Raw genomic sequence first — 25,938 nt, 5'->3', positions numbered from 1 at the left:
AATGAGAGAACGTATTGAAGAATAAAGGTGTTATGGCGCTTGGCGCCCTTGTCGGTGCGGCGATTATGTATGGCATCGTCACATTCTTTGGCCCGGGCGGGATTACGGGTCAGGATGTCTCGTTGCGTCCTGATGATCTGCAACTGGTGGCGCAGGGCAAGAAGATCTATGACGCAAATTGTGCGTCCTGCCATGGTGCCAGACTTGAGGGCGAAGCCAATTGGCGTGAACGCGGTCCTGACGGTTTGCTTCCGGCGCCACCCCACGACGAAACCGGCCATACCTGGCATCACCCCGATCAGGTGTTGTTTGAACTGACCAAATACGGACCGGCGGCGATGGCCGGGGGTGATTATAAATCGGCCATGCAGGGTTATGAGGGCGTGCTGAGCGATGAGGAAATCATTGCCAGCCTGTCTTACATCAAAAGCCGCTGGCCCAAGGACGTCATCGCGCGGCATGACCAGATCAATCAATCTGCGGCCCAATAAGGCCTGAAGATCAAAAGACCCGCCTCGGACATGTCCACGCGGGTCTTTTGCTGTGCGGCGTTAACGATATCATGTTACGGTCGGGGCAGGGTAATGCGCACGGTCGTGCCCTTGCCAAGGTCGCTTTCGATACTAAGCCGACCACCATGCAGTTCGACCAAAAGCTTGGCCAGCGGCAGGCCAAGGCCGGTGCCGACACTTTCCTTCACCCCGGATGGATGAAGCTGCGAGAATCGGGCAAGCGCGCGGGGAATGTCATTCGGGCTCATGCCGACACCATTATCCTCGATCGCAAAACTCACGTCTTCGTCGGTTGTGGTCAGTCCGATGCGGATCTTGCCGTGTTCGGGGGTGAATTTTGCCGCGTTACTCAGGATATTGATCAGAATCTGTTTGAGTTTCAGCTTGTCACACAGCATCGATACCGGCTGATCCGGCAGATCGAATTGCAATTGATGGCTGCGCCGCGAAATATCATCCCCGACAAGCCGTGCGGCATCGCGTATCACAGAACCAAGGTCGGCCTCTTCAAGCTGCAAGGTCATCGAACCGGCCGAGAGCTTTGACACGTCCAAAACATTATTGACCAGTTCAAGCAGATGCTTGCCCGCCTCGTAAACGTCACGGCCACATTCGCGGTACCCTTCGGGCAGATCGCCAAGAACCCCATGCGCAATCAGTTCGGAATTGCCGATAATTGCATTAAGCGGGGTGCGCAGTTCATGGCCCATATTGGCGATAAAGTCGGATTTTGACGCGTTTGCGTCCGACTGATTGCGGTTTTGCTCCATCAGGGTGCGTTCGGCCTGTGCCTGACGGTCATTCTCAAGCAACGTCATCAGCACCGCGGTGCGCGTTTCATTGTTCTGGCAATATTCAAGTGGGGCGATGGAAAGGTCGCAGACGTGGCTTTCCTTGGCCGCACCGACCAGAATGATATCGCCGCGCCAGGTGCGGCCCGAAGAAAACACATCTTCGATGTCGCTCATCAGGCCTTTGGAAATGAAACCGGCCTTGCGGCCCAGCATGCGATCACGCGAAACGCCGATCAAGCGCGCGATGGCTTCGTTACATTGCATGACGATGCCGTTGCGGTCGCATATGACGGCGGCATAGGGCAGGGCGTTCAGAACAACCTGGTCGGCCAATGGCACATTGGTTGAACCAATTGGTGTGTTGCTGGTCATGTCAGCCCGTGATCCCATAATAATCAGGTCGTCCGCTAAAAGCGGTCGATACCCAGCCCCGTCAGAGAGATGTCAGGGGTCTTGTCGCTGATGAGATCGGCGACGGCTTTTGCTGATCCGCAACTCATCGTCCAACCCAACGTCCCATGCCCCGTATTGAGGTATAGATTAGCATACTTCGTATCCCCAAGAACAGGGGCAGAATCCGGCGTTACCGGCCGCAAACCCGACCAGAAATCGATGCTGGAGCGATCACCTGAATTCGGGAATAATTCCAGTGCTTTATCAACGATAAGTTTTTGGCGGCGTGGCGACATCCGCAGGTTATAGCCATCAAGCTCCGCTGTGCCCGCAACTCGAAGGTGTGTTCCAAGTCGCGAATACACCATTTTCATGCTATCATCGATCAGGGCCGTTTCGGGTGCCCCGGAATAGCCGGCGGTATTGATGCTGATCGAATATCCCTTGCACGGATAAATTGGCAATTTGATGCCAAGCGGGGCCAGCATCAGCGGGCTGTAGCTGCCCAGACAGACCAGAAAGGCATCCGCATCGATATCACCCTTGTCAGTTTGAACACAGGTGATCTTGCCCTGATCGTGCACAAGGCCGGTGATGTTGGTATTGAAGTGAAACGCGGCGCCCCTGGAAATGCAATGTTCGCTCAGATGTTCGGTGAATTTGTGCGCATCGCCGCTTTCATCATCTGGCGTAAAGCTGCCGCCAATGATCGGCGCTGTGGCATCGCGCAGGGCCGGTTCGATGGTAAGACATTCCTCGGGCGAGACAAGCCTGCGTTTAAGGCCATATTCCTGCATCTGGGCGGTGGCCTTTTCGACCGCGACCATGTCCTGCTCAGTACGGCAGATATGCAGGATGCCACGTGTGCTGTGATCATATTCAAGATCAAGTTCATCCCGCAGGGCTCGCAGGCAATCGCGACTATAGATCGCAACGCGAAGCGCCTTTTCCAGATTGATTCTGGCCCGCGCATCGGTGCAGTTGCGCAAGAACTGCAGGCCCCAAGAAAACAGCTGCGGGTCAAAGCGCATCCGAAACAGAAGCGGTGCTTCTTCCCGGCCAAGCCAGCCGAGGATTTGTTTGGGGGTGGATGCATTCGCCCAAGGTGTGGCGTGACAGGCAGAAATCTGACCGCCATTGGCAAAGCTTGTTTCCTGCGCACTGGCATGCCGACGCTCAACGACCGTAACCTGATGACCATTTTGCAAAAGATACCAGGCCGCCGTTGTCCCGATGACCCCGGCGCCCATGACGACTACATGCATGCGGGCAAAGCCTTGCTGCGGAAAGTTTCGTTTTGCGGTCTGATGGTCAGCCTTTCTGCCAACTATCCGACATGCGAATTTCGCTGCACTATAGTGGGGTGAAATTTAAATGGCTACAGTCGACTGGACCTGTTTTAAATGCTGTCTTGATGCACAACGCAGACCGGAAGTTCATGACAAGGATGACGGGGTGAAATGTTTGAAATCCTGACAACCGATCAAATGTACGAAGCAGACCGCCGCACAATCGAAGGCGGCATGCCCGGTGATGTTTTGATGCAAAATGCCGGTCGTGCCGTGTTTGAGGAAATCATCCGTCACTGGTCACCGCGTTCTGTATCGGTGTTGTGTGGCCCCGGCAACAACGGTGGCGATGGTTTCGCCATTGCCAAGCTTCTGCGCGATGAAGGCTGGTCGGTGCGTTTGGGGCTGATGGGCGATGTGGCTGACCTAAAAGGGGACGCAGCCTTGCATGCCGCGCGCTGGGAAGGGGCGACCGAACTTCTTTCACCGGCCCTTGTTGTTGGCGCGGATCTGGTGGTTGATTGCATTTTCGGGGCCGGGCTTGCGCGTGCCATCACCGGCGATATCGCCGAACTTGTCACCACAATCAATTCAAGCCCGTGCAGCGTTGTTGCGGTCGATGTGCCATCGGGGGTTGATGGTAATACTGGTATGGTTCTGGGCGTTGCGGTGAAGGCCGACCTGACCGTGACGTTTTGTCGCGCGAAGCCCGGGCATTATCTTTTGCCGGGGCGTTTGATGTGCGGTGAACTGGCCGTGCGCGATATCGGCATAACCGATCAGACGGTGATTGATATTGCGCCAGCCTGCTGGCGCAACGATCCGGTTTTATGGCGGGCCGGCATCCATTGGCCGGGGCTTGAAGGCCACAAATACCATCGCGGGCATCTTCTGGCCTTGGGCGGCGCTACCATGACCGGGGCAACCCGCCTTGTGGCACGCGCCGCACGCCGATCCGGTGTGGGGCTTCTGACCATCGTGGCAGATGCGCAAGCATTGCCGATCTACGCATCGGATGCGCCGGGCAACATGACCGCCCCTATGTCTGCGTTCGATGCGCTTGTGAATGACTGTCGTCATAATGCCTTTGTTATTGGGCCGGGATTTGGGGTTGGTGATGATACGCGTGCCCTTGTCCTGAAACTTTTGCATCTGTGTCGGGCGACGGTGCTTGATGCCGACGCACTCACAAGCTTTGCCGAAGATCCGTCTACCTTGTGCTTTGCCGTACAAGGCCCGACCGTCCTGACCCCGCATGAGGGCGAATTTGCCCGCCTGTTTCCCGATATCACCGGCGACAAGCTGTGTCGGGCACGTGCAGCGGCCAAACGCTGCAGCGCCACTGTCCTGATCAAGGGGGCTGATACGGTGATTGCCGCCCCCGACGGGCGGGCCGCCATCAGTGCGGTGGATGTGCCTTGGCTGGCAACCGCCGGATCGGGCGACGTGTTGGCCGGGATCATTGGTGGTTTGATGGCGCAAGGCATGGACAGTTTTGACGCCGCCTGCATGGGGGGATGGCTTCATGCACGAAGCGGGGCGGATATCGGCCCGGGACTGATTGCCGAAGACATCCCGGAACATCTTCCGGCTGTCTTGCGCGAACTGTGGCTGGCGTCACGCAAGAAGGCATGACGTGAACTAAGGTGAACAAGAAGTCGCCGCAGCCGCTGGCACTTGCGGTATAATCACCCGATATAAAAACGGTATGGCGTGACGGGATAGAACATCACGCATTGAGGAAACGATTTGAAGTTCTTCTGATATCGGAGTGGGAAACAGGCATGTCTCAGACGTTTCTCGACAGAACCCTTGATAATCTTCGTGGCGCCTGGCGCGAACTGCGCGATAGCCCGGTGGTGCGTGGTCTTGGTTTTGATGAAAGCCAAACCCGCCAGGACCGTTGGCGTGAACAAATCGCCGATTGTCTGGCAAGGCGCGGTGGGGCGGTATCGGCCCGTGCGCGCGCAGCCGCCCTTGGACATGATTTCTTGCGCCTTGATGATGCGGGGAAACGTGAATTCTTGCATCTTCTGGTCAATGAATTCGGGGTGGATCGCGACCGGGTTGCGGCTGTCATGGCCGATTGGACGGCGGCTGATGATCTGGCCGAACAGGCATTGCTTGAAACTGAACTGCGTGCCGCACTGGTGCCGCCATTTCGTTTGATCCTCAAGGAATTCAATTCATTACCACAAGGTGTGAAGTTCCTGGTTGATCTGCGCGCCGACCTTTTGCGTTGGCGCAAGGAGGCCCCGGGGCTGGCCATTCTGGAACGCGATCTCAAGACACTGCTGGCAAGCTGGTTTGATATCGGCTTTCTCGAACTCCAACGCATCACATGGAATTCACCGGCCGCACTGCTTGAAAAACTGATCGCCTATGAAGCCGTTCACGCCATTCAAAGCTGGGATGATCTTAAACGGCGACTGGCGTCAGACCGGCGGTGTTTTGCCTTCTTTCATCCCGGGATGCCCGATGAGCCGCTTATTTTCGTGGAAGTCGCCCTTGTGAACGGGATTGCCGGCAACGTCGATGAGCTGATCGAAAGCAAGGATGACGATTTGGGCGGCACGGAAAAGGCGCCCAAAAGCGAAACGAAGCCCGACACGGCGATCTTCTATTCTATTTCAAACGCGCAGGCCGGATTGGCGGGAATCAGCTTTGGCGACTTCCTGATCAAACGTGTGGTCGCCCAATTGCAACGCGATCTGCCGCATCTCAAACAGTTTTCTACCCTGTCGCCGATACCGGCACTGCGCAGCTGGATGGACCGGCAGCTTGATACCATGGCCAAGGGTGAGGAAACCGGCCTGCCCAAGGCGATTGAGGCCGCTTTGACCGATTGCGATGACTTGCTGGGACCAAAACCACCGGCCACCAGCCCGGACGGGGTTTCGGAGCGCACGCGGGCAAATATCGAGTACCTGACGGCATGGTATCTTTTGAATGCCAAGCGTCCCGGCATGGATACCGCCTATGACCCGGTCGCGCATTTTCATCTGAGCAACGGTGCACGGGTTGAACGGCTGAACTGGAACGGCAATGCCAAGGAAAATGGCTGGAACCAGTCATTCGGGATGATGGTGAACTATCTCTATGACCTTTCGACCATCGAAAAAAATCACGAAAGTTACGTCGGGCAGGGCAAAATTGCGGTTTCCAGTGCCGTAAAACGTCATTTCCGCTAGGGTTGCGTTACCTGAAATCGGCTGATTGCCCCCGATTTAGGCCCTGTTTGATGGATATTTTCGACAAGATTGCGTTTGTCGAAAAGGCGATGCTTGCATGAGGGGATCGAAGTTTGTATTAAGGCGCACTCATTCCGGTGTGACCGGAGTGATTTCTATGCTTGTGTGCGGGTGTGGCGGAACTGGTAGACGCGCTGGATTTAGGTTCCAGTGGAGCAATCCGTGGGGGTTCGAGTCCCTTCACCCGTACCATGAGCAGGCTGAAAATTTGACCGGGTACCATATTCGTTTAGTCGTATTGACTTTCTGACGTCCGGACTGCGTCGCGTAACGGACATTATTCGAACCAAGCAAAAGAGTTATCTATGCAGGTTACTGAAACCAAAAACGAAGGCCTGGCGCGCGAGTTCAAAGTCGTCGTGCCCGCCGCACATATCGAAGAAAAAGTCGTCGCCAAACTTGACGAGATCAAGGATCAGGTTCGCCTGCCGGGCTTCCGTCCGGGCAAGATTCCGGCGAAACTCCTGCGTCAGCGTTATGGCCAGGCCGTCATGGGCGAAGTCCTTGAAGCCGCTGTCAACGAAAACACCGGCAAGGTTCTGAACGACAATGACCTGCGCCCGGCTGTTCAGCCGAAAATCGAAGTCACCAAATTCGATGAAGGCGGCGATCTGGAATTCGACATCGCAGTCGAAATCATCCCTGCCATCGAAGCAATGGACTTCAAAAAGCTGAAGCTGACCCGTGAAGTTGTTGAACTTGACGACAGCAAGGTGAACGAAACCCTCGAGCGCATCGCATCCGCACAGGGTACGACTGCACCGCTCGCACGTAAGCGCAAGTCCAAGGCCGGTGACGTTGTTGTCATCGACTTCCTGGGCAAAATCGACGGTGAAGCGTTCGAAGGCGGCAAAGCCGAAGATTACGAACTCGAACTCGGTTCTGGTTCCTTCATCGAAGGTTTCGAAGATCAGCTGACCGGTGTGAACGCTGGTGACGAAGTCGTCGTCAAAGTGAAATTCCCGGAAGCTTACGGTGCTGCTGAACTCGCAGGCAAAGACGCTGAGTTCGACGTAACCGTTAAGGAAATCAAGGAAAAGAAACCGGCTGAGCTGGATGATGAACTGGCCAAGAAACTCGGTCAGGACAGCCTTGAGTCCCTTAAAGAAGCGATCCGCAAGGACTTTGGCCGCGAATACGAATCGGTTTCCCGTCAGAAAATGAAGCGTCAGCTTCTTGACGCGCTGGCTGAAAACCACAGCTTCGAACTGCCGAAGTCGCTCGTTGAAAACGAACTCGAAGGCATCATCGGCCAGATCAAACAGGCCCGTGAAGCTGGACAGGAAGACGACGAGACCAAAGGCAAGTCCGAAGAAGAGCTGACCGAAGAGTTCCGCGAAATCGCAGAACGTCGCGTTCTTCTGGGCCTTCTGCTTGCAGAAGTCGGCCGTGAGAATGAGATCCAGGTCACTCAGGAAGACGTCAACAAGGTCCTCGTTGCCGAAGCCCAGAAGTATCCGGGGCAGGAACAGCAGGTTATCGAATTCTATAAAAATAACCCGCAGGCCTTGCAGGCGCTTCAGGGCCCTGTATATGAAGACAAGGTCGTTGATTACATCGTCGAACTCGCCAAGGTAGAAGAAAAAACCGTTTCGGTTGAAGACCTTCTGAAGCCGGAAGAGGAAGACGAAGCTCCGAAGAAGAAATCGGCTGCTAAAAAAGCACCGGCGAAAAAGGACGCAGAGAAAAAGGCTCCGGCTAAAAAAGCCCCGGCCAAGAAAGCTGCAGCCAAAAAGCCGGCCGCTAAAAAAGCTGCTGACAAATCCGAAGACAAGTAATCCGGCCGGACACGGTTTAGGATCATGCAGGGAGATTGCAGTTGATGATTGAAGAACGGATGAATTCGCTTGTACCGATGGTCGTTGAACAGACCAGCCGTGGCGAGCGTGCCTATGACATCTTTTCGCGCCTTCTTAAGGAGCGCATCGTTTTCATCAACGGTCAGGTCCATGACGGCATGTCGTCACTGATCTGTGCGCAGTTGCTGCATCTCGAATCGGAAAATCCGGATAAGGATATCTCGCTTTACATCAACTCACCGGGCGGTGTTGTGACCTCGGGTCTCGCCATCTATGACACCATGCAGTACATCCGTTGCGATGTCTCCACGGTGTGCATGGGGCAGGCGGCATCCATGGGCTCGCTGCTTCTGATGGCCGGTGCAAAAGGCAAGCGTTACTGCCTGCCCAATGCACGCGTCATGATCCACCAGCCGTCTGGCGGCTTCCAGGGTCAGGCATCGGACATCGAAATTCATGCCCGTGAAATTCTGGCTCTGCGTCAGCGTCTTAACGAGATCTATGTCGAACATACCGGCCGTGATCTCAAGACCATCGAAGACGCAATGGAACGTGATAACTTCCTCACCCCTGATCAGGCCAAGGAATTTGGTCTGATCGACGAGGTTGTTACATCGCGTCCGAAGCCGGAAAGCGATGAAAAGAAAGACTGATCACTCAGGTGTGATTGGTGGAAACGCCCCGGTGATCGGCCGGGGCGTTTTTTTTATGTCTTGCCTCATGGCAGTTTTAAGTCATAGACAAGAGTATGTGCAGGCTTGGGCGTTATTGTTCGGAACTTGCTGGCCGCCCGAACGTTTGGGTGATTAATGCAAGGGGTTTCGCAACCAAGATAGCGAACCCATATCAAACATGACGCCATAAAGCCGAAAAGCGCAGATTAAACGTTGAGATCGGTATCGTTTACCGGCTAACATGGCGATAAAAGATAACGTCAAACGTAATTGGGGTTTGTATGAGCAAATCGAATAGCGGGGACTCCAAGAACACTCTGTACTGTTCTTTCTGTGGAAAGAGCCAGCACGAGGTTCGCAAGCTCATCGCCGGTCCAACCGTGTTCATCTGTGATGAATGCGTAGAGCTTTGCATGGACATCATCCGCGAAGAGCACAAAACACATCTCGTCAAATCGGCAGACGGGGTGCCTTCTCCGCAAGAGATTTGCAAGGTCCTTGATGACTATGTCATCGGTCAGGGCCATGCGAAGAAAGTTCTCTCGGTCGCGGTTCACAACCATTACAAGCGCCTGCACCATTCCAGCAAGAATGAAGACATCGAGCTGGCAAAATCGAACATCATGCTTGTTGGTCCGACCGGTTGCGGTAAAACGCTTCTGGCCCAGACCCTGGCACGTATTCTTGATGTGCCGTTCACCATGGCAGATGCCACCACCCTGACCGAAGCCGGTTATGTGGGTGAGGATGTCGAAAACATCATTCTTAAGCTGCTGCAGGCTGCTGACTACAATGTCGAGCGGGCCCAGCGCGGCATCGTCTATATCGACGAAGTCGACAAGATTTCGCGCAAGTCCGACAACCCATCCATCACCCGTGACGTCTCGGGCGAGGGCGTGCAGCAGGCATTGCTCAAGATCATGGAAGGCACTGTTGCTTCCGTTCCGCCGCAGGGTGGCCGGAAACATCCGCAACAGGAATTCCTGCAGGTCGATACTACCAATATCCTGTTCATCGTTGGCGGCGCGTTCGCTGGCCTGGACAAGGTGATTTCCCAGCGTGGCAGGGGTAGCGCAATCGGCTTTGGTGCCGATGTCCGTGGCCCTGATGAACGCCGTGCTGGTGATGTTCTGCGCGAAGTCGAGCCGGAAGATCTGCTGAAGTTCGGTCTTATCCCGGAGTTCATTGGTCGTCTGCCGGTTCTGGCGACGCTCGAAGACCTCGACAACGAAGCTCTGGTCCAGATTTTGACCGAGCCGAAAAACGCACTGATCAAGCAGTATCAGCGCCTGTTCGATATGGAAGACGTGAAACTCACCTTCCAGACGGATGCGCTCAAGGCGATTGCCGACAAGGCAATTGAACGCAAGACCGGTGCGCGTGGTTTGCGCTCGATCATGGAAGGCATCCTGCTTGAAACCATGTTCGATCTGCCGACCATGGAAAGTGTCGAGGAAATCGTCATCAACGCTGACGTCGTTAATGGGAAGGCAAAGCCGTTGCTGATCCATGCAGAACGTCGTGAAGGTGTTGAAAATACTGCCTGAACGTAATTCCCGCACCGGCAACTATTGCGGTGCGGGAAATCCGGATTATCTAACGATTATCTAAAACATGTTCGCGTTGCTGGCGGGGCCTATGGCAGGACCGCACAGCAGCGTTACGGCTCAGAGTAGGGAAAGAACATAATGGTCGAATTGGCGCGTGGCGAAATATACCCGGTGCTGCCGTTGCGTGACATTGTCGTGTTCCCGCACATGATTGTTCCGCTGTTTGTCGGACGTGAAAAATCGGTGCGTGCACTCGAAGATGTGATGCGCGAAGACAAGCAGATCCTGCTTGTCACCCAGAAAGACGCCGGTCTTGATGACCCGGCTGTCGAAGATCTCTATGAAATTGGTACTGTCGCAACTGTCTTGCAGCTTCTCAAGCTGCCGGATGGAACCGTCAAGGTATTGGTTGAAGGCGGGAAACGTGCCGAAATTACCGGCTACGTTGATAATCCGGAATTCTTCCAGGCCTATGGTTCGGTGCGTGAAGACAGTGACGAGGATGACAGCGAACTCGAAGCGCTGGCCCGTTCTGTCGTCACCCAGTTCGAACAGTACATCAAGCTGAATAAGAAAATTCCGCCTGAAGTTCTGGTGTCGGTCAATCAGATCGAAGAACCGGCCAAGCTTGCCGACACGGTGGCATCCCACCTGTCGCTGAAGATTTCCGAAAAGCAGGAATTGCTGGAAACCAAGCTGGTTGGTGATCGTCTGGAACGTATTTTCGGCTTCATGGAATCCGAAATTGGCGTGTTGCAGGTTGAAAAGAAAATTCGCAACCGCGTCAAACGCCAGATGGAGAAAACCCAGCGCGAGTACTATCTGAATGAACAGCTCAAAGCCATTCAGAAGGAACTGGGCGAGGGCGAAGACGGCAAGGATGAAGCTTCTGAAATCGAAGAGAAGCTGAACAAGGCCAAAATGCCCAAGGAAGCCAAGGAAAAGGCACAGGCAGAACTCAAGAAACTGCGCAATATGAGCCCGATGTCGGCAGAAGCCACCGTGGTGCGCAACTATCTTGACTGGATGGTGTCCATTCCGTGGAACAAGCGTTCGCGTGTTTCCCATGACCTGAAAAAGGCCAAGAAGGTGCTCGACAAGGAGCATTACGGTCTGGAAAAGGTCAAGGAACGCATCCTTGAATATCTTGCGGTTCAGGCGCGCACCAAAAAGGTCAAAGGTCCGATCCTTTGCCTCGTTGGTCCTCCCGGTGTTGGTAAAACCTCGCTTGGCAAATCAATGGCCAATGCGACCGGGCGTAGCTTTGTGCGCATGTCACTCGGTGGGGTTCGCGATGAATCCGAAATCCGCGGTCACCGCCGGACCTATATCGGGTCCATGCCGGGCAAGATTGTCCAGGGCATGAAAAAGGCGAAATATTCCAACCCGCTGTTTCTTCTCGACGAGATTGAAAAGATGGGTTCGGACTTCCGCGGTGATCCGGCCTCGGCCCTGCTTGAGGTATTGGATCCTGAACAGAACTCGACCTTTAACGATCACTATCTCGAAGTCGATTACGATCTTTCGGATGTGATGTTTGTCACCACGGCCAACTCGCTTCGCATGCAGCAGCCGCTGCTTGACCGTATGGAAATCATCCGGATTTCCGGTTACACCGAAGACGAGAAAGTCGAGATTGCCAAACGTCACCTTATTCCCAAGCAGGTCAAGGATAACGGCCTGAAAAAAGGGGAATGGAGCATCTCGGACGAGGCACTTCGTGATCTGATCCGTTATTACACCCGCGAAGCAGGTGTGCGTAACCTTGAACGCGAACTGGCCAAGCTGGCCCGTAAGGCGACCAAGCGTATCATGCTTGAAAACCTGAAAACGGTTCGTGTTACCCCGCGCACACTTGGTAAATATGCCGGTATCCGCAAGTTCCGCTTCGGCGAGACCGAGGGTGAAGATCAGGTCGGTGTTGTCACCGGTCTTGCCTATACCGAGTTCGGTGGCGATTTGCTTCAGATCGAATCTGTTACCGTGCCGGGCAAGGGCAACATGAAAACCACCGGTAAACTCGGTGAAGTCATGACGGAATCGATCCAGGCGGCGACCTCGTTTGTCCGTTCGCGTGCGGTTGATTTCGGGATCAAGCCAACCTTGTTCCAGAAACGTGACATCCACGTTCACGTGCCAGAAGGTGCCACCCCCAAAGACGGCCCGTCGGCCGGCGTTGGTATGGTGACCTCGGTTGTTTCGGTTCTGACCGGCAACCCTGTGCGCAAGGACGTTGCGATGACCGGCGAAGTTACGCTGCGTGGCCGTGTGCTTGCGATTGGCGGTTTGAAAGAAAAGCTCTTGGCTGCGTTGCGCGGCGGGGTGAAAACCGTTCTGATCCCGCAGGAAAACGAAAAGGATCTCGAAGAGATTCCGGACAATGTCAAACGCGGCATGGAAATCATTCCGGTGTCGCATGTTGACGAAGTTCTGAGCCACGCCTTGGTCAATCCGCTTGTCCCGATCGAGTGGGAAGAAGAGGTTGATGACGTTGCTGTCAAATCCAAGGACGGCGAAGAATCGGAAATCGGCGGTGTGACGACTCACTAAGGATCGTCAGAACGCGCAGAAAACAAGGGGGCCGACACTGTCGGCCCCCTTTTTCTGTGGATAACTTTGCCCAAGAATCGGCACAGGAACATGTCGGGATTGGTGTAAAGCGCAAAAAATCGAAAAAAACGTCAAAAACCGCAGAAAACTGCGTCTCTCGCATTGACGAGCTGTTGGCGACCTGCTTACACTGCCCATGCAACAGGTTTGGGGCAAACCAAATTTCCTCATAACTCCGAACGTCCAAACAAGGGGGCCAGGAAGTGAATAAAAACGATCTCGTTGGAAGTGTAGCTGCTAAAGCTGATCTGTCCAAAGCTGACGCTGCAAAAGCGGTTGATGCTGTTTTCGATTCCATCACCGATTCTCTGAAATCCGGCGACGAAGTTCGTCTGGTTGGTTTCGGTACCTTCGCTGTCGCTGCTCGCGCTGCTTCAAAAGGTCGCAACCCGCGCACCGGTGAAGAAATCGACATCCCGGCATCGAAACAGCCGAAGTTCAAGGCTGGTAAAGGCCTTAAGGACGCCGTCAACTAAGTTTGACGATGTTCAGCTAAAAAATGCCGGTGACTTGCGTCACCGGCATTGCTTTTTGGAAAATCCATGCTATGTTCCGCTCCGCTTCGGGGCCATGGACCCCAAGACGACGGGTGATTAGCTCAGCTGGTTAGAGCATCTCGTTTACACCGAGAGGGTCGGGAGTTCGAATCTCTCATCACCCACCATGATAAAGGCAGCCCTAAAGGCTGCCTTTTTTGTTTTCCCGATCTTTGCGAATCATCCTGCCCATGTCTGGCATTTGGGACCCGCTTCAGGCTTGTGTCATGTGCCTGAAAATACGGGGAAATCAGGCCATTTTGGCAGGCTTGGGTTGAGCATTTGCCAAAGATAATCCGCCCTGAAATAGAAGTTACATTTTTATGCAAAACTGGCATTGCTTTTTGGGGAAAGCATGGTAAGTTCCGCCCGCTTCCGCAGAACAGCGCGGTTTGCAAAAGGGTGATTAGCTCAGCTGGTTAGAGCATCTCGTTTACACCGAGAGGGTCGGGAGTTCGAATCTCTCATCACCCACCATGATAAAGGCAGCCCTAAAGGCTGCCTTTTTTCGTTTCTGGATTTTGCGTATCCCGACGCCTTGTAAGCAGTTGCTTTGCTTCCCCATATCGTCCTTCGGACAGGGGCTTGTATAAGTTGACGCTTGGTCGGCAGACAGGCACTGTTGATGCCATGGTCAAGAGAATCGGAACCTTCAAGATGAACAGTAATCCGGCCCGCCATCTGTCTGGCCCTGAGAGTATCAGCCGTGTCGCAATGCCAACGCGTTTCGCGCGTCAAACATGGTCGATATGCCGACAGGTTCTGATCGTTCTGTGCCTGCCGGTAATGCTTGCCAGCTGCTATCTGCCCGAGGCCTTTACGATTGATCTGTCCATGGAGCGTAATGGCGATTACCGACTGAGCTACCGCGGTTTGCTGGTGCAGCCAAACATTACCCAAGGCCTTCTGGATAAAAGCCTGGATGCGGAGGGTGAAAAGGAAAAGGTCGCCAAGGTTCTGGCAGATCTCAAGCGCGATTCGGCTGTAAGACAGCTGACCTATACCGGGCGCGGTGTGTTTAACATGGTCTATGAGAAGCGCGGCAACATCATGCGCGAAAAAAGCTTCGTCTTTGTCCGTCGGCAATCGCGCATACTGGAAATGTTCTTTAATTCAGAGCGAAACACCGTCGAAATTCGGGGTGGCTTTGTCCCGGATCAGTATCAGGACCGCCTGACTGCACTGGGCTACCAGATGACCGGCAAGATCGAGGTTCGCACGACCGCAGGGGTGCGGAGCCACAACGCGGCAGAATTCCGTGAAATCAACGGTCAGAACCGCCTGCGCTGGGAAATTCAGTCGATCTCTGATCCGGTACCTAACGTCATTCTGGGCTAGGGCAGGGTAGTTTGGCTTAGCTTGGGATATTCCCCCATCTGATCGCGCCTGACGAACGAAAAAAGGGACAGCATTGGCTGTCCCTTTGGTGTTTGTGCAGTTGCGGTATTTTGGTGGGGGCTAGAAGACCATTTCGTCTTCGGCACCGCCTTCGGAAATGACGATCTGGCCCTGTGCGGCCAGTTCCTTGGCCAGCTGGACGATCATCATCTGCGACTCTTCGACGTCTGACAGACGAACCGGGCCCAGCGCGTCCATATCTTCCTTCATCATCTTGCCGGCACGTTCGGACATGTTCTTGAAGAACAAGTCGCGCATCTGATCGGTCGACCCTTTCAGCGCCAGGGCAAGCTTGTCCTTTTCGACCTGACGCAGCAGCGTCTGAACGCCGTTGTTGTCAAGCCGCGCAAGGTCTTCGAAGGTGAACATAAGCGCCTTGATCTTCTCGGCCGAATCACGGTTGCGTTCTTCAAGCGCAGTAAGGAATCTGTCCTGACTTTGGCGGTCCAGGCTGTTGAAAATATCCGCCATCAGTTCGTGGTTGTCACCGCGCGAACCGCGCGCAAGGTTCGACATGAACTCGGTGCGCAGCGTCTTTTCAATGTTATCGAGAACTTCTTTCTGAACTGCTTCCATGCGCAACATACGCATGATGACTTCCATCGAGAAGTTTTCCGGCAAAAGCGACAGAACCGACGCAGAATGTGCGGGTTTGAGTTTGGACAGAACTACACCGACGGTCTGCGGATATTCGTTTTTCAGGTAGTTCGCCAGAACCGCTTCGTTCACGTTGTTCAGCTTGTCCCACATGGTACGACCCGCAGGACCGCGGATCTCTTCCATGATGCCGTTCACGCGGTCTTCGGGCAGTACCTTGGAAAGCAGCCGTTCGGTGGTATCAAACGAACCGACCAGTGACCCGGTTGAAGAAAGCTGGTCAGCGAATTCGACGAAAAGGCGCTCAACGATATTAGAGTTGATCGTACCGAGGCTCGACATGGTTTGGGAAATCTCTTTGATTTCCTCGTCATCCATCATGCTGAACATCTTGGTTGCGTGCTCTTCCCCAAGAGCAAGCATGAGAATCGCTGCCTTTTCAGGTCCGGCCAGTGATCTGTATTCTTCTTTTACGCGCCCCACGGGTGGTCTTCTCCGTCGTAATGACTCTGTTCGGGGTGGAACCTGACGCCCGAACCTGCCTCTATCGCACCGTAAGATAGGGGTTATTTGTCAACAATTCTATAAAAGCCGACACCCCTTTGCAAAGCCCCATCGGTATAAAGCGCCCTAAATGTACAAAATTGATTAATGCCGTACAATTTCGGGGCCAAATTACCCCGCAAAGGGTGATGTTTGCAGGCGCAATTGTCGAATGGGTTGAAATCGTTGCTAGCTGCTTGACTTGGTTTGGGGGGTGGTCTAACAAAGGCGCGCCGATTGATGGTCATTTTGCGGGCGTAGCTCAGTTGGTTAGAGCGCCGGCCTGTCACGCCGGAGGCCGCGAGTTCAAGTCTCGTCGCTCGCGCCATGATCCATCATCTGTTGTCTTTTTTAGGGCGAATTGTCTTTTCCGCGGTCGCCTTTTCTTGTGTTGCTAATGCTGCTTCGCACGATTGGGTCTTGATCATCTCGACGTCCAGCCCGATATCGGACGATAGTAAACGGTAAAAAGATTAGAAAGTTTCCGGTCTTAGAGCATGTTCAACGTGCTTGGGGACTGGAACTTGTGCGGTGCATACGTTATGGTGCGCCGTAATTGGCCAGGTGGGGACCTGGTCGGGTCAAAAGGCCTGTTCTTGAGAGGTCAGAGAGATGCAAGAGCTTCTTTCGGAATATCTTCCGATCCTGGTGTTCATCGGGATCGCCGTCGGTCTTTCGGCGGTAATCGTCATCGCGTCGCTGGTTCTTGCCAAGCAGGCACCGGATGTTGAGAAACTGTCCGCATACGAATGCGGGTTTGCGCCGTTCGAAGACGCGCGCATCAAGTTCGACGTTCGGTTCTATCTGGTCGCAATCTTGTTCATTATTTTCGACCTCGAAGTCGCCTTCCTGTTCCCGTGGGCTGTAACCCTCGGTGATATCGGAACATTCGGCTTTGTATCGATGGTGATCTTCCTGGCTGTTTTGACGGTCGGCTTTATCTACGAATGGAAGAAGGGAGCTTTGGAATGGGAGTGAGCACCAACTCAGGCGCACCCCTGGCACCCGGTTCGGATCAGGATGCAATGCTTAAGGGCGTGTTTGACGAGATGAACGACAAGGGCTTTGTCCTTGCCAATCTCGATAAACTCGCAAGCTGGGCAAGCACCGGTTCCTTGTGGCCGATGACTTTCGGTCTGGCCTGCTGTGCTGTTGAGATGATGCATTCGGCGGCGTCGCGTTATGACCTTGACCGTTATGGTCTGGTTTTCCGCCCAAGCCCGCGTCAGTCGGACGTGATGATCGTTGCTGGTACCCTGACCAACAAAATGGCCCCGGCACTGCGTAAGGTCTATGACCAGATGGCAGAGCCGCGCTGGGTTATTTCGATGGGCTCGTGCGCCAATGGCGGCGGTTACTATCACTATTCTTATTCGGTGGTGCGCGGTTGTGATCGCGTTGTGCCAGTGGACGTATACGTTCCCGGGTGCCCGCCGACAGCCGAAGCGCTGATTTATGGCGTGATGCAGCTGCAAAAGAAAATCCGCCGTACCGGTGTCCTGACACGCTGATCCGTAATAGGGGGCTTGCATGAGCGAACTGCTCAGCGATAACAGCGCTGCTTTGAAAGATCTGAAAGATCTGGTGGCGTCACAGCTGGCCAACGAAATTCTCGAAAGCGAGATTCGTTACGGCGAGCTGACCATCGTCGCCAAGCGCGATGATATCCTTAAAGTTCTGACCTTCCTTCGGGATGATACCGGCTGCTTGTTCAAGCAGCTGATTGATGTTTGTGGTGCAGACTACCCGGAACGTATTGAGCGTTTCGACGTCGTTTATCACCTGCTGTCTCTCAAGCATAACCTGCGCATTCGTGTGAAGGTCCGTACTGACGAAGACACCCCGGTACCAAGCTGTGTTTCGCTGTTCAGCGCCGCCGACTGGTTCGAGCGCGAAGCGTGGGACATGTACGGTATTTTCTTCGCCGGTCATCCGGATCCCCGCCGTATTCTGACCGATTACGGTTTTGAAGGTCATCCGCTGCGCAAGGACTTCCCGCTGACCGGGTATGTCGAAGTGCGTTATGACGACGAACAGAAGCGTGTTGTCTACGAGCCGGTCAAACTGGTTCAGGATTTCCGTAATTTCGATTTCGAAAGCCCATGGGAAGGCATCCAGCATGTTCTTCCGGGTGATGAAAAGGCGGAGGGCAACGCCTGATGTCCGAACAAAAAATCAAAAACATGACCATGAACTTCGGCCCGCAGCACCCTGCGGCGCACGGCGTTCTGCGTTTGGTTCTGGAAATGGACGGCGAAGTCGTCGAACGTTCCGACCCGCATATTGGTCTTTTGCACCGTGGTACGGAAAAGCTGATCGAATATAAGACCTATATTCAGGCAACTCCGTATTTCGACCGTCTCGACTATGTCGCACCGATGAACCAGGAACATGCATATTGCCTGGCCATCGAAAAGCTGATGGGCGTCGAAGTGCCCAAGCGTGCGCAGTATATCCGTGTTCTTTATGCGGAAATCGGTCGTATCCTGAACCACATTCTGAACCTGACCGCGTTCGCACTGGACGTTGGTGCGATGACCCCGCTTCTGTGGGGCTTTGAAGAACGTGAAAAGCTCATGGAATTCTATGAGCGCGCCTGTGGCGCCCGTCTTCACGCCAACTACTTCCGTCCGGGTGGCGTTGCTGCTGATCTTCCGGCAGGCTTGCTTGATGATATCGACGCATGGGCAGACCAGTACGAAATCTTTATGAAAGACTTCGACCGCGTTCTGACCGGCAACCGTATCTTCAAACAGCGTACGGTCGATATCGGTATCGTCAGTGCCGAGGAGGCCCTTGATTGGGGCTTCACCGGTCCGAACATCCGTGCATCGGGTCTGGCGTGGGATCTGCGTAAATCGCAGCCCTATGACTCGTACGAAGAATTCGACTTCGACATTCCTGTCGGCAAGAATGGCGATTGCTATGACCGCTTCCTTGTCCGTTTCGAGGAAATGTGGCAGTCGCTGAAAATCATCAAGCAGGCCATCAAAAATATGCCGGATGGCCCTGTCATTGTTGAAAACAACAAAGTGGCACCGCCGTCGCGCGCCGAAATGAAGCGTTCGATGGAAGCCCTTATTCACCACTTCAAACTCTTCACCGAAGGTTTCCACGTACCGGCCGGCGAATGCTATGCCGCGGTCGAGGCACCGAAAGGCGAGTTTGGTGTGTATCTTGTTTCGGATGGCTCGAACCGTCCGTATCGCTGCAAAATCCGCGCCCCGGGGTTCCCGCACCTCCAAGGCATCGACTTCATGTCAAAAGGCCACATGCTGGCCGACGTCGTTGCCAATATCGGGTCGCTAGATATCGTGTTCGGTGAGATTGACCGATGAGCCATTTGAGAAGACCAGCTCCGAAAGAGCTTCAGCCGACCAGCTTTGCTTTCACGCCTGAAAATCAGGAAAAAGCAAAGAAGATCATCGCCAAGTATCCGGAAGGCCGCCAGCAGAGCGCGGTCATGCCGCTGCTTGATCTGGCACAGCGTCAGACCGAAGGTAACTGGGTTCCGACCGTCGCAATGGATTACATTGCCGACATGCTCGAAATGCCGGCCATTCGCGTCTACGAGGTCGCAACCTTCTATACGATGTATAACCTTGCCCCGGTGGGTAAGAACTTCATCCAGGTTTGCACCACCACGCCGTGCTGGCTTCGCGGTTCTGCCGACGTTGTCGATACCTGCAAAAAGGAACTCGGCATCGGCGTTGGTGAAACCACCGAAGACGGTCAGTTCACCATGATCGAAGTCGAATGCCTTGGGGCGTGTGTCAACGCACCGATGATGCAGATCAACGACGATTATTACGAAGACCTGACGCCGGAAACGACCAAGGCCATCCTCGATGCCCTCAAAAAGGGCGAGAAGCCGAAAGCCGGTCCGCAGAGCGGCCGCAAAGGGTGCGAGCCGATCGATGGTCCGAAGGTTCTGAAGGCATTCTGTGGCTGCGGCGCAGCCCCGCAGGATGCTGATGCTAGCGAAGGGGACGCCTGATATGCTGCAGGATAAGGATCGTATCTTTACCAACCTGTATGGTTTCCAGGATTTCGGCCTTAAAGGCGCGCAGTCCCGTGGCAACTGGGATGGTACCAAGGCATTGATCGAAAAAGGCCGCGACTGGATCATCGACGAGATGAAAGCATCCGGTATGCGTGGTCGTGGGGGCGCTGGCTTCCCGACCGGCCTGAAATGGTCCTTCATGCCCAAGGAATCTGATGGTCGTCCGAGCTACCTGGTTGTGAACGCCGACGAAGGTGAACCCGGTACCTGTAAAGACCGCGAAATCATGCGCAATGATCCGCACACCCTGGTCGAAGGTTGCCTTCTGGCCAGCTTCGCGATGAATGCGCATGCGGCCTATATCTATATTCGTGGTGAGTTCTATCACGAGGCATCCAACCTGCAGCGCGCGATTGACGAGGCATACGAAGCCGGTCTGATCGGTAAAAACGCCTGTGGTTCTGGTTGGGACTTCGACCTTTACCTGCATCTCGGTGCCGGTGCTTACATCTGTGGCGAAGAAACCGCCCTGATCGAGAGCCTTGAAGGTAAAAAAGGCCAGCCGCGCCTGAAACCGCCGTTCCCGGCGAACGCAGGCCTTTATGGTTGCCCGACCACGGTCAACAACGTCGAATCAATTGCTGCTGTTCCGACCATTCTGCGTCGTGGCGGTTCGTGGTTCGCCGGTTTTGGCCGTGAAAACAACCACGGCACCAAGCTGTTTGCCATTTCCGGTCACGTCGAAAAGCCGTGCACTGTCGAAGAAGCCATGAGCATTCCGCTCAAGGAACTGATCGAAAAGCACTGCGGCGGCGTTCGTGGCGGCTGGGACAACCTTCTTGCGGTTATTCCGGGCGGTTCATCTGTTCCGCTGATGCCAAAAGACGTCTGTGATGACGTGCTGATGGACTTTGATGGCCTGCGTGAAGTCGGCTCCGGTCTTGGGACCGCTGCTGTCATCGTCATGGACAAGTCGACCGACATTGTCTACGCGATCGCGCGTCTGTCGGAATTCTACAAGCATGAAAGCTGTGGTCAGTGCACGCCGTGCCGTGAAGGTACCGGCTGGATGATGCGCATGATGACGCGCATGGTTCGCGGCGAAGCCACGCTCGATGAGATTGATCTGTTGTGGGATGTGACCAAACAGGTCGAAGGCCACACCATTTGTGCGCTTGGCGATGCTGCTGCATGGCCGATTCAGGGCCTTATCCGTCACTTCCGTCCCGAAATGGAACGTCGGATCAAGGAATATCGCGCACGGATCGCGGCCTGAGAGAGGCCTGTTGAGAGGGATTGAGACATGCCGAAACTAACAGTTGACGGTATTGAAGTTGAAGTAGAAGTCGGGGCGACAGTCCTTCAGGCCTGTGAAGAGGCCGGTAAGGAAATCCCGCGTTTCTGCTATCACGAACGCCTGTCAATCGCCGGCAACTGCCGTATGTGTTTGGTGGAAATGGAACGTGCGCCGAAACCGGTCGCATCCTGCGCCATGCCTGCGGCAGATGGAATGGTGATCAAAACCGATTCCGACCTTGTGAAAAAGGCACGCAACGGCGTGATGGAATTCCTGCTGATCAACCATCCGCTGGATTGCCCGATTTGTGACCAGGGTGGTGAATGTGATCTTCAGGACCAGGCAATGGCCTATGGTTTTGACTCTTCACGTTACGCCGAGAAAAAACGTGCGGTAAAGGACAAGGAACTGGGCCCGATCGTCAAAACGATCATGACCCGTTGCATCCACTGCACCCGTTGCGTTCGCTTCTCCGAGGAAGTCGCCGGTGTCGGCACCATGGGTGCTGTTTACCGTGGCGAGGACACCGAAGTCGGACCGTATATCGAAGCCTCCATCAACTCCGAGCTTTCAGGCAACCTGGTTGACCTGTGCCCAGTCGGTGCTCTGACTTCCAAGCCGTATGCGTTTACCGCGCGTCCGTGGGAGCTCAAGAAAACCGATAGCGTCGATGTCATGGACGCTGTTGGCTCGAACATTCGTATCGATGCCCGTACCGGCGAAGTGATGCGTGTTCTGCCGCGCACCAACGAAGACATCAACGAAGAATGGATTTCGGACAAAACCCGTTACGCCATTGATGGCCTGAAACGTCAGCGCCTTGACCGTCCGTATGTTCGCAAGGATGGCAAGCTGCAGCCGGCAAGCTGGGACGAAGCATTTGCTGCGATCAAGGCAAAGGTTTCTGGTCTGGACGGCAAGAAAATTGCCGCCCTTGCGGGTGACACGGTCGATTGTGAAACGATGACCGCGCTGAAAGACCTGATGGATAAGCTTGGTTCGCCGAACCTTGATTGCCGTCAGGACGGCTCGAAGATTGGTGGCCCGCGTGCCTCCTATATCTTCAACAGCACGATTGCCGGTATTGACGAGGCAGATGCCTGCCTGATCGTTGGTGCCAATGTCCGTGCCGAAGCACCGATCATCAATTCGCGTCTGCGCAAACGCTGGCGCACGACCGCTGGCGATTTCAAAGTCGGCATCATTGGTGAAAAGTGGGATCCGACCTACAAGAACGATTATCTTGGTGCGGGTCCGGAAACCCTCCAGGAAATCCTGGATGGCAAGAACGAGTTCGCCAAGGTTCTCAAGGCTTCTGAAAAGCCGATGATCATTGTCGGTATGGGCGCGCTTAACCGTGAAGACGGTGACGCGGTTCTTGCTGCCACCCGCGCCATTGCCGAGAAATACGGCATGGTTTCCGGTGAGTGGAACGGCTTTAACGTTCTGCACACCGCGGCATCGCGTGTCGGCGGTCTTGATCTTGGCTTCGTGCCGGGTGAGGGCGGCCTGGCAACCAATGACATTCTCGATGGTGCCGCCAAAGGCGATATCGAGGTTGTCTATCTTCTGGGTGCTGACGAAGTCGACATGAGCAAACTGGAAAAGGCATTTGTCATTTACCAGGGTGCAATGGGTGATGCCGGTGCGCAGGCAGCCGACGTGATCCTGCCGGGGGCTGCTTACACCGAAAAGAATGGCACCTATGTCAACACCGAAGGCCGCGCCCAGCAGGGCTGGCGTGCGATCTTCCCGGTTGGTGACGCGCGTGAGGACTGGGCGATTGTCCGTGCACTTTCCGGTGCGCTGGATCTGACCCTGCCATACAACAATATCGATGCCGTTCGCTCGCGTATGGTGGAACTCAGCCCGACCTTTGCGTCGCTGAATGTTCCGACCAAGGCAGAATGGACCGATTTCGGTGTGTCAGGTGACATGAAGTCTGATGGCTTTGTATCGCCGGTTCGCAATTTCTATATGACCGACCCGATCAGCCGTGCTTCGGTGACGATGGCCAAATGTACTGAGGCCTTTGTCAAGGATGCGGCTGCCGAGAAGGTTGCCTGAGTAAGGGGAGCGACGATCTGATCGTCGCTCATCCCGCAAGGGGGTGTCCCAATTTTGGGACGAAACGCAAAAGATACGGTTTGACCGATGGAACTTCTTTGGGACGGATATATTGAACCGCTCGTCTGGATCGTCGCCAAAATTCTGGCGATTGTTCTGCCGTTGCTGGGTGCTGTCGCCTATCTGACCTACGCCGAGCGTAAGGTCATCGGTGCTATTCAGCTCCGTAAGGGCCCGAACGTTGTGGGGCCGTTTGGCCTTCTGCAGCCGCTTGCCGATGGTTTGAAGCTGTTTCTGAAAGAAACAATCATTCCGAGCAGCGCGAACAAGGGCGTGTTCATCATCGCCCCGATGCTGACCTTTATTCTGGCAATCATTGCCTGGGCGGTTATTCCGTTCGACGAGGGCATGGTTCTGGCCGATCTGAATGTCGGTATTCTTTACATCTTCGCGATTTCTTCGCTGGGTGTTTACGGTATCGTGATGGCCGGTTGGGCATCGAACTCCAAATACGCCTTCCTTGGTGCGCTGCGTTCCGGCGCCCAGATGGTTTCGTACGAGATTTCGATTGGCCTGATCATCATCTCGGTTCTGCTGACGACCGGTTCGCTGAACCTCAGCGACATTGTCCGCGGGCAGGTCGGTGGTATCTGGGAGTGGAACTTCGTTTATCACTTCCCGATGTTCATCGTCTTCATCGTATCCATTCTGGCAGAAACCAACCGCGCACCGTTTGACCTTCCCGAAGCGGAAGCCGAACTGGTCTCGGGTTATAACGTCGACTATTCGGCGATGACCTTTGCGCTGTTCTTCCTGGGTGAATACGCGAACATGATCCTAATGAGTGGCCTGTGCGCCATTCTGTTCCTGGGTGGCTGGAGCGCGCCGTTGCCGTTCCTCGAATTCATCCCGGGCGCAATCTGGTTCATCATCAAGATCTGCTTCGTTCTGTTCATCTTCCTGTGGGTCCGTGCAACCTTCCCGCGTTACCGTTATGACCAACTGATGCGTCTGGGCTGGAAAATCTTCCTGCCACTGTCCTTCGCATGGGTCATGCTGGTTGCCACGTTCCTCGTTGTTTTTGACAAGGTCCCGGCCTGATCGCCGCGCATCGGAAAGAGAGAGGTAAACGATGTCATTTATTGATCGGACGGCCCGGAGCTTCCTGCTCGCGGAACTCGTTTCGGGAATGGCGCTCACCTTGAAATACATGTTCAAGCCCAAGGTGACGATCAACTACCCGTATGAAAAAGGTCCGCTGAGCCCGCGTTTCCGTGGCGAACACGCACTGCGCCGTTACCCGAACGGCGAAGAGCGTTGCATCGCCTGCAAACTTTGCGAAGCCATTTGCCCGGCACAGGCCATCACCATTGAGGTCGAACCGCGCAATGACGGTTCGCGTCGTACCACGCGTTACGACATTGATATGACGAAATGCATTTACTGTGGCTTCTGCGAGGAAGCCTGCCCGGTGGATGCCATCGTCGAAGGTCCGAACTTCGAGTTCGCAACCGAAAACCGCGAGGAGCTGTTCTATGACAAGGACAAGCTGCTGGCAAACGGCGAGCGTTGGGAAGCCGAGCTTGCTGCACGATTGGAGGCAGACGCACCTTATCGGTAAGTGTCGCGTCTGATCGTTAGAAAGAGAGTTCATGGGCCGTTGTAAGCCATTGGGGCAACAACGGTTCGCCAAGGGGGTACCTTATGGTCGTACAGGCTTTGGCTTTTTACCTGTTTGCTACCGTCGCGGTTTTGTCCGCGACTGCGGTTGTGACCGTTCGCAACCCGGTGCATTCGGTACTGTTGCTGATCTTGACATTCTTTAACGCAGCCGGACTTTTCGTCCTGCTGGGTGCCGAGTTTCTCGCCATGCTGCTTGTCGTCGTCTATGTCGGCGCGGTTGCAGTCCTGTTCCTGTTCGTCGTCATGATGCTCGACATTAACTTTGTCGAAATGCGTCAGGGCTTTTTGAACTACCTGCCGATCGGTGTTCTGATCGCGGTTGTTCTGTTTGTCGAACTGGCATTGGTTGGCGTTGGCTGGACCCTAACCGACGAGGCGGTCGCGGTTCTCGCGCAGCCGACACCGGCAGGTCTGACCAACGTCGAGGCACTCGGTCAACTGATCTACACCGATTACGCATACATCTTCCAGGCGGCTGGTCTGGTTCTGCTTGTTGCGATGATTGGCGCAATTGTCCTGACACTGCGTCACCGTGAAGGTGTCCGTCGTCAGAAAATCTCCGAGCAGGTCAAGCGTACCCGCGCTGATACGCTTGAAGTCAAAAAAGTTCCGGTCGGAAGGGGGATCTGATGGAAATCGGTCTTGCACATTATCTGACCGTCGCGGCGATCCTTTTCACACTCGGGATCTTCGGCATCTTCATGAACCGCAAGAACGTCATCATCATCATGATGTCGATCGAGCTGATGCTGCTGGCGGTCAATATCAATCTGGTCGCGTTCTCGTCGTTCCTCGGCGACCTCGTCGGACAGGTATTTACCATCTTCGTTCTGACGGTTGCTGCGGCTGAAGCGGCAATTGGTCTGGCGATCCTGGTCGTCTATTTCCGTAACCGCGGCACCATCGCGGTTGAAGACATCAACATGATGAAGGGGTAAGGCA

Annotated in this window: 23 protein-coding genes and 4 tRNA genes; 24 read left to right on the top strand and 3 right to left on the bottom strand. The window is 54.6% G+C overall.

Annotation, left to right across the window (positions count from 1 at the left end; translation table 11 throughout):
- The first annotated feature begins 14 nt into the window (after positions 1-14).
- The gene (locus tag DY252_RS13435) at positions 15-491 is read left to right on the top strand and encodes a c-type cytochrome (RefSeq protein WP_231959813.1); all 477 of its coding nucleotides are present in this window, start codon (positions 15-17) and stop codon (positions 489-491) included.
- 74 nt (positions 492-565) lie between these two features.
- Here the strand turns inward: DY252_RS13435 and DY252_RS13430 are convergent, their stop codons facing one another.
- Positions 566-1,678, bottom strand: a complete 1,113-nt coding sequence (locus DY252_RS13430) for a PAS domain-containing sensor histidine kinase (protein WP_064790440.1) — start codon at positions 1,676-1,678, stop codon at positions 566-568.
- A 35-nt stretch (positions 1,679-1,713) separates the two neighbouring features.
- Positions 1,714-2,964, bottom strand: coding sequence for a D-amino acid dehydrogenase (locus DY252_RS13425; RefSeq protein ID WP_064790439.1), 1,251 nt, complete (start codon positions 2,962-2,964; stop codon positions 1,714-1,716).
- Positions 2,965-3,159: 195 nt separating this feature from the next.
- Between DY252_RS13425 and DY252_RS13420 the strand changes: the two genes are divergently transcribed.
- From DY252_RS13420 to DY252_RS13370, 11 genes are all read left to right on the top strand, one after another.
- The gene (locus DY252_RS13420; protein WP_064790438.1) at positions 3,160-4,623 is read left to right on the top strand and encodes a bifunctional ADP-dependent NAD(P)H-hydrate dehydratase/NAD(P)H-hydrate epimerase; all 1,464 of its coding nucleotides are present in this window, start codon (positions 3,160-3,162) and stop codon (positions 4,621-4,623) included.
- Between the two features lie 149 nt (positions 4,624-4,772).
- A complete protein-coding gene (locus DY252_RS13415; protein WP_064790437.1) occupies positions 4,773-6,179 on the top strand; it encodes a malonyl-CoA decarboxylase in 1,407 nt (468 codons plus the stop codon).
- A gap of 167 nt (positions 6,180-6,346) precedes the next feature.
- Positions 6,347-6,431: transfer RNA gene (locus tag DY252_RS13410), tRNA-Leu, on the top strand.
- A 113-nt stretch (positions 6,432-6,544) separates the two neighbouring features.
- The gene (gene tig, locus DY252_RS13405) at positions 6,545-8,017 is read left to right on the top strand and encodes a trigger factor (protein ID WP_008891817.1); all 1,473 of its coding nucleotides are present in this window, start codon (positions 6,545-6,547) and stop codon (positions 8,015-8,017) included.
- A gap of 44 nt (positions 8,018-8,061) precedes the next feature.
- Positions 8,062-8,691 (top strand): ATP-dependent Clp endopeptidase proteolytic subunit ClpP, encoded by a 630-nt coding sequence (gene clpP / locus DY252_RS13400; RefSeq protein WP_008891816.1) that lies wholly within the window; start codon positions 8,062-8,064, stop codon positions 8,689-8,691.
- 302 nt (positions 8,692-8,993) lie between these two features.
- Positions 8,994-10,259, top strand: coding sequence for an ATP-dependent Clp protease ATP-binding subunit ClpX (gene clpX / locus DY252_RS13395; protein ID WP_008891815.1), 1,266 nt, complete (start codon positions 8,994-8,996; stop codon positions 10,257-10,259).
- 141 nt (positions 10,260-10,400) lie between these two features.
- Positions 10,401-12,812, top strand: coding sequence for an endopeptidase La (gene lon / locus DY252_RS13390; RefSeq protein WP_064790436.1), 2,412 nt, complete (start codon positions 10,401-10,403; stop codon positions 12,810-12,812).
- A gap of 263 nt (positions 12,813-13,075) precedes the next feature.
- Positions 13,076-13,348 carry an HU family DNA-binding protein gene (locus DY252_RS13385; protein ID WP_008891813.1) on the top strand — a complete coding sequence of 91 codons (273 nt, stop codon included), beginning with the start codon at positions 13,076-13,078 and terminating at the stop codon, positions 13,346-13,348.
- 111 nt (positions 13,349-13,459) lie between these two features.
- Positions 13,460-13,536, top strand: a tRNA-Val gene (locus DY252_RS13380).
- A 272-nt stretch (positions 13,537-13,808) separates the two neighbouring features.
- Positions 13,809-13,885: transfer RNA gene (locus DY252_RS13375), tRNA-Val, on the top strand.
- Between the two features lie 180 nt (positions 13,886-14,065).
- Positions 14,066-14,746, top strand: a complete 681-nt coding sequence (locus tag DY252_RS13370; protein WP_231959724.1) for a hypothetical protein — start codon at positions 14,066-14,068, stop codon at positions 14,744-14,746.
- Between the two features lie 120 nt (positions 14,747-14,866).
- Here DY252_RS13370 and fliG read toward each other — a convergent pair whose 3' ends face one another.
- Complete coding sequence (fliG, locus tag DY252_RS13365; protein WP_008891232.1) at positions 14,867-15,886, bottom strand: flagellar motor switch protein FliG; 1,020 nt, start codon at positions 15,884-15,886, stop codon at positions 14,867-14,869.
- A 311-nt stretch (positions 15,887-16,197) separates the two neighbouring features.
- Here fliG and DY252_RS13360 point away from each other — a divergent pair.
- The 12 genes from DY252_RS13360 to nuoK all read left to right on the top strand — a co-directional run bounded on the left by DY252_RS13360 (position 16,198) and on the right by nuoK (position 25,934).
- Positions 16,198-16,274: transfer RNA gene (locus tag DY252_RS13360), tRNA-Asp, on the top strand.
- 284 nt (positions 16,275-16,558) lie between these two features.
- Positions 16,559-16,924: an NADH-quinone oxidoreductase subunit A gene (locus DY252_RS13355; protein ID WP_008891231.1), complete on the top strand. Its 366-nt coding sequence runs from the start codon at positions 16,559-16,561 to the stop codon at positions 16,922-16,924.
- Positions 16,915-17,457, top strand: a complete 543-nt coding sequence (locus DY252_RS13350) for a NuoB/complex I 20 kDa subunit family protein (protein WP_040823994.1) — start codon at positions 16,915-16,917, stop codon at positions 17,455-17,457. The genes DY252_RS13355 and DY252_RS13350 overlap by 10 nt, the downstream gene beginning before the upstream one ends.
- A 19-nt stretch (positions 17,458-17,476) precedes the next feature.
- Positions 17,477-18,106, top strand: a complete 630-nt coding sequence (locus DY252_RS13345; protein WP_008891229.1) for an NADH-quinone oxidoreductase subunit C — start codon at positions 17,477-17,479, stop codon at positions 18,104-18,106.
- A complete protein-coding gene (locus DY252_RS13340) occupies positions 18,106-19,284 on the top strand; it encodes an NADH-quinone oxidoreductase subunit D (protein WP_064781505.1) in 1,179 nt (392 codons plus the stop codon). Before DY252_RS13345 ends, DY252_RS13340 begins: the two co-directional genes overlap by 1 nt.
- Entirely contained in the window at positions 19,281-19,943 is a 663-nt protein-coding gene (gene nuoE, locus DY252_RS13335; protein WP_063089383.1) for an NADH-quinone oxidoreductase subunit NuoE, read from the top strand. Before DY252_RS13340 ends, nuoE begins: the two co-directional genes overlap by 4 nt.
- A gap of 1 nt (position 19,944) precedes the next feature.
- Positions 19,945-21,225: an NADH-quinone oxidoreductase subunit NuoF gene (gene nuoF, locus DY252_RS13330; protein ID WP_008891226.1), complete on the top strand. Its 1,281-nt coding sequence runs from the start codon at positions 19,945-19,947 to the stop codon at positions 21,223-21,225.
- Positions 21,226-21,252: 27 nt separating this feature from the next.
- Positions 21,253-23,313 carry an NADH-quinone oxidoreductase subunit NuoG gene (gene nuoG, locus DY252_RS13325; protein WP_064789088.1) on the top strand — a complete coding sequence of 687 codons (2,061 nt, stop codon included), beginning with the start codon at positions 21,253-21,255 and terminating at the stop codon, positions 23,311-23,313.
- A gap of 87 nt (positions 23,314-23,400) precedes the next feature.
- The gene (gene nuoH / locus DY252_RS13320) at positions 23,401-24,414 is read left to right on the top strand and encodes an NADH-quinone oxidoreductase subunit NuoH (protein ID WP_008891224.1); all 1,014 of its coding nucleotides are present in this window, start codon (positions 23,401-23,403) and stop codon (positions 24,412-24,414) included.
- A gap of 31 nt (positions 24,415-24,445) precedes the next feature.
- Complete coding sequence (gene nuoI / locus DY252_RS13315; protein WP_008891223.1) at positions 24,446-24,934, top strand: NADH-quinone oxidoreductase subunit NuoI; 489 nt, start codon at positions 24,446-24,448, stop codon at positions 24,932-24,934.
- A gap of 83 nt (positions 24,935-25,017) precedes the next feature.
- A complete protein-coding gene (locus DY252_RS13310) occupies positions 25,018-25,626 on the top strand; it encodes an NADH-quinone oxidoreductase subunit J (protein ID WP_064789089.1) in 609 nt (202 codons plus the stop codon).
- Entirely contained in the window at positions 25,626-25,934 is a 309-nt protein-coding gene (gene nuoK / locus DY252_RS13305) for an NADH-quinone oxidoreductase subunit NuoK (RefSeq protein ID WP_007089416.1), read from the top strand. Before DY252_RS13310 ends, nuoK begins: the two co-directional genes overlap by 1 nt.
- The last annotated feature ends 4 nt before the right edge of the window (positions 25,935-25,938 follow it).

The organism is Thalassospira indica (assembly GCF_003403095.1).
GTDB classification, from domain to species: domain Bacteria; phylum Pseudomonadota; class Alphaproteobacteria; order Rhodospirillales; family Thalassospiraceae; genus Thalassospira; species Thalassospira indica.
Note: the sequence above shows the minus strand (reverse complement) of the source record. Positions and strands in the feature narration are given on the sequence as shown.

What these genes read in the sequence shown, in the direction of transcription:
- nuoF (WP_008891226.1), top strand. Translation starts at nt 19,945, where the DNA reads ATGCTGCAGGATAAGGATCGTATCTTTACCAACCTGTATGGTTTCCAG.
- DY252_RS13430 (WP_064790440.1), bottom strand. Translation starts at nt 1,678, where the DNA reads ATGACCAGCAACACACCAATTGGTTCAACCAATGTGCCATTGGCCGAC.
- lon (WP_064790436.1), top strand. Translation starts at nt 10,401, where the DNA reads ATGGTCGAATTGGCGCGTGGCGAAATATACCCGGTGCTGCCGTTGCGT.
- DY252_RS13310 (WP_064789089.1), top strand. Translation starts at nt 25,018, where the DNA reads ATGGTCGTACAGGCTTTGGCTTTTTACCTGTTTGCTACCGTCGCGGTT.
- nuoE (WP_063089383.1), top strand. Translation starts at nt 19,281, where the DNA reads ATGAGCCATTTGAGAAGACCAGCTCCGAAAGAGCTTCAGCCGACCAGC.
- DY252_RS13355 (WP_008891231.1), top strand. Translation starts at nt 16,559, where the DNA reads ATGCAAGAGCTTCTTTCGGAATATCTTCCGATCCTGGTGTTCATCGGG.
- nuoH (WP_008891224.1), top strand. Translation starts at nt 23,401, where the DNA reads ATGGAACTTCTTTGGGACGGATATATTGAACCGCTCGTCTGGATCGTC.
- clpP (WP_008891816.1), top strand. Translation starts at nt 8,062, where the DNA reads ATGATTGAAGAACGGATGAATTCGCTTGTACCGATGGTCGTTGAACAG.
- nuoI (WP_008891223.1), top strand. Translation starts at nt 24,446, where the DNA reads ATGTCATTTATTGATCGGACGGCCCGGAGCTTCCTGCTCGCGGAACTC.
- DY252_RS13420 (WP_064790438.1), top strand. Translation starts at nt 3,160, where the DNA reads ATGTTTGAAATCCTGACAACCGATCAAATGTACGAAGCAGACCGCCGC.
- DY252_RS13370 (WP_231959724.1), top strand. Translation starts at nt 14,066, where the DNA reads ATGAACAGTAATCCGGCCCGCCATCTGTCTGGCCCTGAGAGTATCAGC.
- tig (WP_008891817.1), top strand. Translation starts at nt 6,545, where the DNA reads ATGCAGGTTACTGAAACCAAAAACGAAGGCCTGGCGCGCGAGTTCAAA.
- clpX (WP_008891815.1), top strand. Translation starts at nt 8,994, where the DNA reads ATGAGCAAATCGAATAGCGGGGACTCCAAGAACACTCTGTACTGTTCT.
- DY252_RS13350 (WP_040823994.1), top strand. Translation starts at nt 16,915, where the DNA reads ATGGGAGTGAGCACCAACTCAGGCGCACCCCTGGCACCCGGTTCGGAT.
- nuoK (WP_007089416.1), top strand. Translation starts at nt 25,626, where the DNA reads ATGGAAATCGGTCTTGCACATTATCTGACCGTCGCGGCGATCCTTTTC.
- DY252_RS13345 (WP_008891229.1), top strand. Translation starts at nt 17,477, where the DNA reads ATGAGCGAACTGCTCAGCGATAACAGCGCTGCTTTGAAAGATCTGAAA.
- DY252_RS13340 (WP_064781505.1), top strand. Translation starts at nt 18,106, where the DNA reads ATGTCCGAACAAAAAATCAAAAACATGACCATGAACTTCGGCCCGCAG.
- nuoG (WP_064789088.1), top strand. Translation starts at nt 21,253, where the DNA reads ATGCCGAAACTAACAGTTGACGGTATTGAAGTTGAAGTAGAAGTCGGG.
- DY252_RS13415 (WP_064790437.1), top strand. Translation starts at nt 4,773, where the DNA reads ATGTCTCAGACGTTTCTCGACAGAACCCTTGATAATCTTCGTGGCGCC.
- DY252_RS13425 (WP_064790439.1), bottom strand. Translation starts at nt 2,964, where the DNA reads ATGCATGTAGTCGTCATGGGCGCCGGGGTCATCGGGACAACGGCGGCC.